This is a genomic window from Halovenus rubra (genome assembly GCF_026586665.1).
GTDB lineage: Archaea > Halobacteriota > Halobacteria > Halobacteriales > Haloarculaceae > Halovenus > Halovenus rubra.
On the sequence record NZ_JAODIY010000011.1, the window covers coordinates 246201 to 254296 of the forward strand.

6 protein-coding genes and 5 pseudogenes are annotated in these 8096 nt (G+C 63.3%); 5 read left to right on the forward strand and 6 right to left on the reverse strand.

Going from position 1 to position 8096, the window contains the following annotated elements; genetic code table 11:
* Nucleotides 1-22: 22 nt before the first annotated feature.
* Nucleotides 23-679, reverse strand: a complete 657-nt coding sequence (gene npdG / locus N5098_RS12070) for an NADPH-dependent F420 reductase (protein WP_267638124.1) — start codon at nt 677-679, stop codon at nt 23-25.
* Between the two features lie 267 nt (nt 680-946).
* Between npdG and N5098_RS12075 the strand changes: the two are divergent.
* From N5098_RS12075 to N5098_RS12080, 3 genes and pseudogenes are all read left to right on the forward strand, one after another.
* A pseudogene (locus tag N5098_RS12075) lies at nt 947-1063 on the forward strand (IS5/IS1182 family transposase); the annotation flags it as partial.
* Nucleotides 1064-1081: 18 nt separating this feature from the next.
* Nucleotides 1082-1322, forward strand: a pseudogene (locus N5098_RS17610) (hypothetical protein); the annotation flags it as partial.
* Between the two features lie 90 nt (nt 1323-1412).
* Nucleotides 1413-2054, forward strand: coding sequence for a precorrin-2 dehydrogenase/sirohydrochlorin ferrochelatase family protein (locus N5098_RS12080; protein ID WP_267638125.1), 642 nt, complete (start codon nt 1413-1415; stop codon nt 2052-2054).
* A 6-nt stretch (nt 2055-2060) separates the two neighbouring features.
* Here N5098_RS12080 and N5098_RS12085 read toward each other — a convergent pair whose 3' ends face one another.
* The 5 genes and pseudogenes from N5098_RS12085 to N5098_RS12105 all read right to left on the reverse strand — a co-directional run.
* Nucleotides 2061-3152: an anthranilate phosphoribosyltransferase gene (locus tag N5098_RS12085; RefSeq protein WP_267638126.1), complete on the reverse strand. Its 1092-nt coding sequence runs from the start codon at nt 3150-3152 to the stop codon at nt 2061-2063.
* Nucleotides 3145-3990: a uroporphyrinogen-III C-methyltransferase gene (gene cobA, locus N5098_RS12090; protein ID WP_267638127.1), complete on the reverse strand. Its 846-nt coding sequence runs from the start codon at nt 3988-3990 to the stop codon at nt 3145-3147. The genes N5098_RS12085 and cobA overlap by 8 nt, the downstream gene beginning before the upstream one ends.
* Entirely contained in the window at nt 3987-5525 is a 1539-nt protein-coding gene (locus N5098_RS12095; RefSeq protein WP_267638128.1) for a CbiX/SirB N-terminal domain-containing protein, read from the reverse strand. The genes cobA and N5098_RS12095 overlap by 4 nt, the downstream gene beginning before the upstream one ends.
* Nucleotides 5518-5838: a DUF6360 family protein gene (locus N5098_RS12100; RefSeq protein WP_267638129.1), complete on the reverse strand. Its 321-nt coding sequence runs from the start codon at nt 5836-5838 to the stop codon at nt 5518-5520. The genes N5098_RS12095 and N5098_RS12100 overlap by 8 nt, the downstream gene beginning before the upstream one ends.
* Before the next feature lie 2 nt (nt 5839-5840).
* Nucleotides 5841-6383: pseudogene (locus tag N5098_RS12105) on the reverse strand (ferredoxin--nitrite reductase); the annotation flags it as partial.
* Nucleotides 6384-7016: 633 nt separating this feature from the next.
* Here N5098_RS12105 and N5098_RS12110 point away from each other — a divergent pair.
* A pseudogene (locus N5098_RS12110) lies at nt 7017-7460 on the forward strand (IS5/IS1182 family transposase); the annotation flags it as partial.
* A gap of 38 nt (nt 7461-7498) precedes the next feature.
* Nucleotides 7499-8096: pseudogene (locus N5098_RS12115) on the forward strand (IS630 family transposase); the annotation flags it as partial.

Consider the following 8096-nt stretch of genomic DNA (forward strand, 5'->3'; position numbering starts at 1 on the left):
AAGCGTCAGTCGGTAGCGTCTCCTACTCGAAATGAACGCCGAGGTCATGCATCCCGTCGTTGTGCTGTGCAAGGTTGATGAGCAGCGGCGTCAGTGATTCGATCTCCGCGGCGTTCGAAAGGTCACCGGCGACCAGCGGACGAAGCCCGTCGATATCCGCAACGAGTGAGACAACTGGTTCTCGTGCCGCCTCGTCAGTGGCAACAACAGGTACATCCCAGTTGAGGTCTGCGTCAAGGGCGGCAAGTTTTCCGGCCGCAAGGTTGTGGAAAGCCCCGGCAACAGGAGTGTCACTCGGGGCTGTCTTCGCAGCGAGTTCAGTGACGCTCCCGACACCCGGCGGGTTATAATGCATCCCAGACTCGTCACGTTTCATCCCGACTGCCGGCGAGACCAGCACGGCATCACCAAGGTCGTCGGCAACTGCCTCGATAGTATCTGTTAGATGGTAGGCAGGAACACAGCAGATAGCAATATCGGCCTTTGCCGCGGCGTCGGGGTTTGCATGCCCGTCAAAACTGTTCCCCGTACCGAGTGCATCCGTGTAGTCGTCGGCGACTGCCTGTGCTTTCTCGGCGTCCCGCGAGCCAATTGTCACGTCGTGGTCGGTGTCGCGTCCCACTCTGAGTGCGAGTCCTTCGCCAATATCGCCCGTGCCACCAAGCAGTGCAACGTGCATATGTCCAACTTAGGCAAGGGGGTGACTAAGCGTTGGTGCTTGTCTATTGTCGACTTACAGAATCACAGGCTTCAGCCCGTCATTGTCCTGACGGTGGACCCGGAAGCGGTGTAGGTCTCGCCCGGTCAGGTTGTTGAGGTTGTGAATCCCGTCGTCATCGCACCACTCGGCAAACTGCTAGAGCCGATACACGTGTGATTTGAGAGCTTCAGACGAAATCTCGCCTTCGCGGTGCTGGACGTAGAGTTTCACAGCATCTTCGGGAGCTCCCCACACTGCTACTATCAAGGCATCTTCGCTACACGCCCAGTCACACGAGAACGCTGAAATACACTGAGTTGGCCGTCCTGTGGCTTCGAGAAACCGCCCTCACGAGACGTTGTTACCCCGCCATGTCCGCAACTCTTCGACGATCTCGATGCTGCGCTCTCTCTGTGACGAGTTCAGCCAGCTTCGACTGAGTCAAGCCTCACTCGCCGATACCCGACTCGTCACGATACCGACGTTGCTTTGAATTTCCCTCGAACTGGACAACGATCAGCTGCCGATGCATGGGGTCTCATCGATGCGATTAGCGACGCCCAGAACTGAGAGACGAGACAGCTACGTGCAACGAACTCGTTCGGTACTTGGGTTGTCCTGATACAAACCGGCCGGGGGTCGATTCGGGACTTGGGAGAGTGTCGGTACCGCCCCCCGAGAATTAATACTGTGCGCGGCCGTCCGTCCGGGTATGATCCCACTGTTGCACGACTTTGACGGCGAAACAGTGCTCGTCTTCGGCGGCGGCCCCGTCGGCGCGCGCAAGGCCCGCCGGTTCGCCGATGCGGGCACTGTTCTGGTCGTCAGTGCCTCGTTCGCCGGGACGGACTTCGGTGGTGCCGAGCAGGTCCGGGCCGCGGTAGACGCCGACTACGCACGCGAACTGTTGGCGCGGTGCGACCCGGCCTTGGTGGTCGTGGCGACCGACGACGAAGCGCTCAACGACGCGATCCAGGAGGCCGCCGACGTGACGACGTTGGTCAACCGCGCCGACAGACCGGGGGCACGCCAGCAAGGGAGCGTCGTCGTCCCGGCCACGCTCCGCTCCGGGCCTGTGACGGTTTCCGTGGCGACCGACGCAACCAGTCCGGCGGTGAGTCGGCACCTCCGGGAGCAGATAGAAGGCATCGTCGAAGGAGCCGGCCTCGTCGCCAAGGCCACTGGGGCGCTCAGGGCGGACCTCCGAGAGCGGCCGATCGCCCCCGAAAAGCGACAGAAAGCGGTGTCCGCTGCGGCCGACCACCCCGGGGTCTGGACGGCGGCACGCGACGGTGACCTCGAAGAAGTCCGGGACCTCGTTCGTACGGTCACAGAGGATACACTGGGTGGGTGACCCCGATCAGTCCTGGGCGTTCACCCGTGGGTAGTCGGCTCCGCGAAGCGCCGCCAAGGTATCTTCGGCCTCGCCCGAATCGATCGTCGCTGCGGCCACCTCAACGCCCTCCGCGATGGAATCGACGTCGCCACCGGCGTAGATCCGAATGCCAGCGTTGACCGCCACCGCATCGGCCAGCGAGTCTGTTCGCTCGCCCGCGAGGACGGCCTCGGTGGCACGGGCGGAGTCCGACCGGACGTTATCGACCTCGATGTCGCTTCGGTCGAAGTCAAACCCAAGGTTCGCAGGATCGAATTTGCTCGTCGCGATTTCGTCGGCGTCCGGGTGCAACTCGGCGAGGGGCACTCGCCCGTGTCGCACGTCGCCGTTGCCTTCGGCCCCCCGGAACATCAGAATGCGGTCGTAGGACAGGGTTTCGCTCCGTTGGACCGCTTCAATAGTCAACTCGGCGTAGGTGAGATGGTAGAAACTCCCGAGGTGAGCGGTGGCAGCCGCTGGGTTGACCAGCGTCTCGACAGTATTTATCGACGTCCGAACGGCCACGGACTTGCGGAGAGACCGGAGCGCGTCGACTCCCGGATTGAACCGTGGCTGGTAGTAGAACCCGAAGCCGAACTCGTCAGTCGTTCGGGCGCTCTCGGCGGGGGACAGGTCCGTCCGGATCCCGAGTTCCTGCAGGACGTCGCGATGGGTCACGCCGAGCTTGCCCGGGAGTCGCGGGCCACTGTGGACGACAACGGGCGTCCCCGCGGCCGCGGTGACCAGTCCAGCCGCAACACTCAACAGTGCAGTCTTGGCTTTGCCGTCGTAGTTGGCACCGACATCGACCGGATCGACGTTGGGAGCGACGGTGTCAACCGACCGGTCGCGGATCGCGTCGATAAAGCCCGCGAGCTCCGCCGGCGTACTCTCCTTCCAGCGGTTCGCCAGGAGGAACGCCGAGACGGTGGGTGGGTCAGGGTCGCCGTCAAGCAGCCGGACGAACCCCTCCTTTGCTTGATCGTAGGTGAGGTCCTCGGCCGACCGGGGACCGGACCCGATCCTCTCAGTGAGCAACCGCTTGAGCGGCCACTCGCCGAACGTCTCGTCAGTCACCGTGCTCCCCCTCCCCGTCGGCGTCGGCAACGACACCTGTCGGCGGCCAAGATGATGCCTCTGTGGCACCCGGTGTCGCACCGAGGTGGTTCTCGACTGTCTGGCGGACCGCTACCACGTCGCCGACGACAGTGACTGCCGGGGGCTTTACACCTGCGGCCTCGGCGACGTCCGCTATCGTCGCCAGGGTCGCAGTGACGACTCGTTCCTCCGGGAGCGTCGCTCGCTCGACCATCGCGACGGCTGTCCCGTCGTCGAGGCCGTTCGATTGCAGCGCCGCAACGTTGTCCTGGAGCCGACCCACACCCATCAGGACGACCAGGGTTCCACCGGCGGCGACGGTGTCGGCGAGGGCACTCCAGTCGAGGGCCGACCCCTCCTTGGTGGGGTCTTCGTGGCCGGTGACGACGGTCACGCTGGACGCGTACTCCCGGTGTGTCGCGGGGATCCCGGCGACTCCGCCAGCCGCGATGGCGCTAGTGACGCCCGGCACCACCACGAAGGGGACGTCGTGGCGGGCAAGGTGTTCTGCTTCCTCCCCGCCACGGCCGAAGATGGTCGGATCTCCACCCTTCAACCGGACGATGTCGTTGCCCGCCCTGGCCTGTCGGACCATTCGGGCGTTGATCTCCGACTGGGGCGTTCGCTCGCCGTTGGGGCGCTTCCCAACGTGTTCCGTCACCGTCTCGGAGAGAGAACTGACGATGGCGTCCCCGACCAGCGAGTCATGAAGCACCAAGTCGGCCGCCCCAAGGAGACGCTTGGCTTTGACGGTCAGCAGTTCCGGGTCGCCGGGACCGGCACCCACGAGGTAGACGGTTCCAGTGATCGCGCTCATTGGTTCGCCCCGTGGGCACTGGGGACCCGATTGGTTTCGCGGTACCGCACCCGGTATCGGTTGGCGGGGTCCGTGAGGTCCCCACGGGCCACCTCCGTCGGGTCGGCGTCGACTGGCTGATTTCCGACCGACTTCTCGTCAGCCTGGTGACACTCCCGTGCGGCGGCCACCAGAAACGAACACGGAACGGGACAGGGAAGCTCCCCGTCCTCGGGGACGGCGGTCTCGGATTCGGTCTCGGCAGCGGTCCAGGTTGGGCACCTCGAACACTCTCCGCAGACGGACTCGGCGACCCGTTCGACCTCTGAAGGGTCGAGGTCTGCCACGCTGGCGTAGATGCCGGTCTGTCTGTCCGCGACCGACTGCCAGTCGTCGGCGTCAAGGTCACCGTGGGCGTGGCCATACCAGTGTTCGATCGCGACGGGATAGACCGTCGCGAGGCCCTTCAGCAACTCGCCGGGCGTCGAAGCCGACAGTCGCCACCCCCGGGGCAGCGTGCGTTCCCCCGGGAAGGGGCGGTAGCGGCCGTCGTCGGCGTATCGCACCCGCTCTCGGAGGGTGTCGAGGGCCAGCGAGTCCAGGTCTTCGGTGTCGGTCCCGCGGTCGGACCGGTGGCGGAGTTCGTAGTCGTCACCGACGACCAGTAGTTCGCCGACAGTTCGCTCTGGATCCCCGGTTGCGCCGGGAGCCGCGGTGTCGAGCCACTCGATGAACGCCCGGCCGGCTTCGTCCCGGACCGGGACGTCCCCGTTTGTGGCGGGAGCGTCTGGGTCGAGTCCGGCCTCGGCAGCACGTTCGAGAATTACGTCGACCATCGAAGGATCGGTCCCGACGGCCGACAAGTAGTACACGCGCTTGCCGTCGACGCGGCCGGGGACCGGATGGTCGGCACCTTCCTCCTCGACCAGTCCCAGGAGCGCCGGGATCTCGTCGCGGGTGTGGAAGCCGTCGGCGACGAACAGGGGAACCACCACGACGTCCCGGCAGTCCAGTTTGTCGAGGACATCCGAGACAGGGGGTTCCTCGTCCATGAACCCGACGGCAACACCGGAGAGACACTCGCGGCCGCTGAGTGCCTCCGCGTGCTTTTGGACGGCCCGGGCGCTGTTCGGGTTGCGTTCGGTGCCGTGTCCAAGCAGTGCCAGTCCGACCTCGCCGTCCGGGGCACCGTAGGACCGCCGGACCCGATTGAGAACGACGTCCCGCATCGCAGGATGTGTCCCGACGGGGTCGGCGTACTGGACCTCAACTGGCGCATCGAGAGCCCGCCGGTCCGCCGCTCCGAGGCCGGCCTCCCGCGGCAGGATCCGCTCGGTAAAGTACCCCTCGCTGATAAAGAAGGGGACGATGACGGCCTTTGGGGTGTCTATGGTCCGGAGGACCGAACGGAACGACGGTTCCTCCTTCCAGAAGGCGCCACGAACGGGGATTTCGAGGCAGTCGCGGACCGCATTGACGGCGGACCACACCGGCGACGACGAGTCCGAGTTTCGGTGGGAACCGTGTCCCGCCAGGACGAGAGTGGTCTCACTCATCGTCGGACCCTCCCGTCTGGGGCGTCTCTTCTGATTCCGTCGCGTCCGCTACCCGGTCGGCGTACGTCTCCAGGTCGGCGGCGAGTGCCCGTGCGTCGGCTGGTGAGAGGGCAACGCTGTCCGCGTGAGGTGGCAGGTGGCCCAGATCGACGTTGTCGAGTTCGACCTGGAGTCTGACGTACTCGGGGTTTCCCCGCGGGGTGGTCACGTTCACCGTCGCTAGCGTCGACTCCTCGAAGTCGTGGCCCTCGGCGCGTGCCTCGACCATGTCCAGCGTCGTGAAGGAGTTGACCTTCATGAGTCGGTCGGCCATGGTCAGTCATCGGACGGGAGTGAGTTCCCCTCGCCATCGGTCGGAGCGGGACTGTCTGCCATGTCGTCGTCCTCGGCGTAAGGGTACCAGGTCATCTTCGTGTTGTGCATGTAGGGGTCCTCATAGGAGGTCTCCTCGGGGTCAGCCAACTCCTGGAGTTGCTCTTCGTCCAGGCGTGCAACGAACTCCCGGAACGACTCCCGGCCCTCCCGTCGATCCTCGAAGGCTGCCAGGAGGTTCTGGACGTACCCAGGGACCTCGTCGGCAGGCACCCGCATCGCTATCCACTCCGCGAACTGGGGGTTCTCTCCAAGCCCGCCGCCGAGACCGACATCGAAGGCTTCGACTGGGTCGCCGTCCTTCCGGGTCTTCATCCCCCGGAGCGAGATGTCGGCGATCTGTGGCTGGGCACACGATGCGGTACACCCCGAGAGGTGGATATGAAAGTCCGTGACGCCCTCCGGCACCGGGACGTTCTCGGTCAACCAGTCGGCATAGCGGACCATCCGGTTTTTTGTCTCGACGATAGACAGCGAGCAGTACTCATACTGTCGGCTGAATATTCTTTAGGCTAGAGTGTGACTGTTGGGTATGGCCACGCTTGACGCTACCACTCTCGACGACCTCCGCGACGCTCTCGCGGAGGTCGAGNAATGAGTAAGTCTGCCCGGTCAGTGTTCGACGAATCGATGCTGACCAGGGAGGTACGCAGCAGCTGTCTAGCTAATTCGGGAGCGACGTCGGCGACGACCCCCATCGGCCACGCGTCGTCGTCTGTCTCGCCCTGTGCCAACTGCTCGAGTCCGAACGGCAGGTCGTGACCTGCAGCGGCCAAGTGGCGCAACGCGGTCGCTGCTGCCTCGCGAGTCTCATCTTTCTCGTCGGTGATTAGCCCTACGAGCATATCGGTCCGAGAAGCGACGGTACTGGGCTGGACCGCAGCGAGTGTGGACAGTAACTGTGAAAGTTCCTTGCGTGCAGACACCCCAGACGAGCGATTCGTGACGATGCGGTCAAGAGAAGACGCCACTTCTTCGGGGGCAACATCGGCAACATTGTTCAGATCTCCCATCACATTGTATGCACTCGGTGAATCGTCCCCACTTGCTCCGTTGAACGCGGCCGCCGTCTGCGGATTGTATCGCTGATTTCAGGGGATTTGGACGCCGTCTGGCGGTATGGGGAGACTTAGAACCCTCGCAGAGAAGTATCACGAATTCACTACGACCCACGTGGAAGAGCCAGAGGAACCCGCTGTCGCCGACGGCGACGACGGGTACGACAAGTCCACGAAAATCGCACTCCTACTGCTCAAAGAGGAAATTAACAAACCGCTCCGGAAGCTCGAAGACTATCTCAACGAAATGCCCGGTATTCTCGATGTGTTTGGACTTGATGAATCCCCAGATCACACGTCGTTCAGTGTCTGGGACGGTGAATTCCCGATGCAGGAGTTGCGCCGCCTGCTCCGTCAGTCTGCGGAGCAGGCGGGGCTGTCGGGGACAGCGTCAATAGATGCAAGCGGCTTCCAGCGTGATCAGGCCAGTTCTCACTACCGCAATCGTGTCGGCTACTCGTTCAACGCCATGAAGACGACCCTGTTAGTCGACACTGATACTGTCGGCTGAATATTCTTTAGGCTAGAGTGTGACTGTTGGGTATGGCCACGCTTGACGCTACCACTCTCGACGACCTCCGCGACGCTCTCGCGGAGGTCGAGGACAAGAAGCCGACACAGCGGCTGATGGCAGTTATCAACTATCTCGAAGAAGACGACGCGACGATGGCAGAAGTTGCTGAACGGTACGGTTACACCGGTCCATGGCTGTCTCGATGGGTTGATCGGCTCGACCGGCTCGCTGATGAGCCGGTCGAGCAAGTCGCCTACGACGATCAGCGTGAAGGCAGACCAACGGAACTCTCCGACGAACAGCATGAGCAGTTCGTTGAAACACTCCACGACTCACCCGAGGAAGTCGGATATGATGCGCCCGCGTGGTCTGTTCCACTAGCACGGCACTATCTCGCCGAAGAATTCGACGTTGAGTACTGTGAACGCCACGTCCGACGATTGATGTCTGAGGCCGGGCTGTCCTGGAAGACAGCCCGGCCGGAGTTCCACAAATCCGACGAGAGAGCCCAAGAAGCCTGGAAAGAAGGCTTCAAAAAAAGCGCAACGACTTGGACGACGAATACACGATCCTGACCATCGATCAGACGCGACAGGTTCTCTCGACGCTGATCTATGCGTGGTTTCC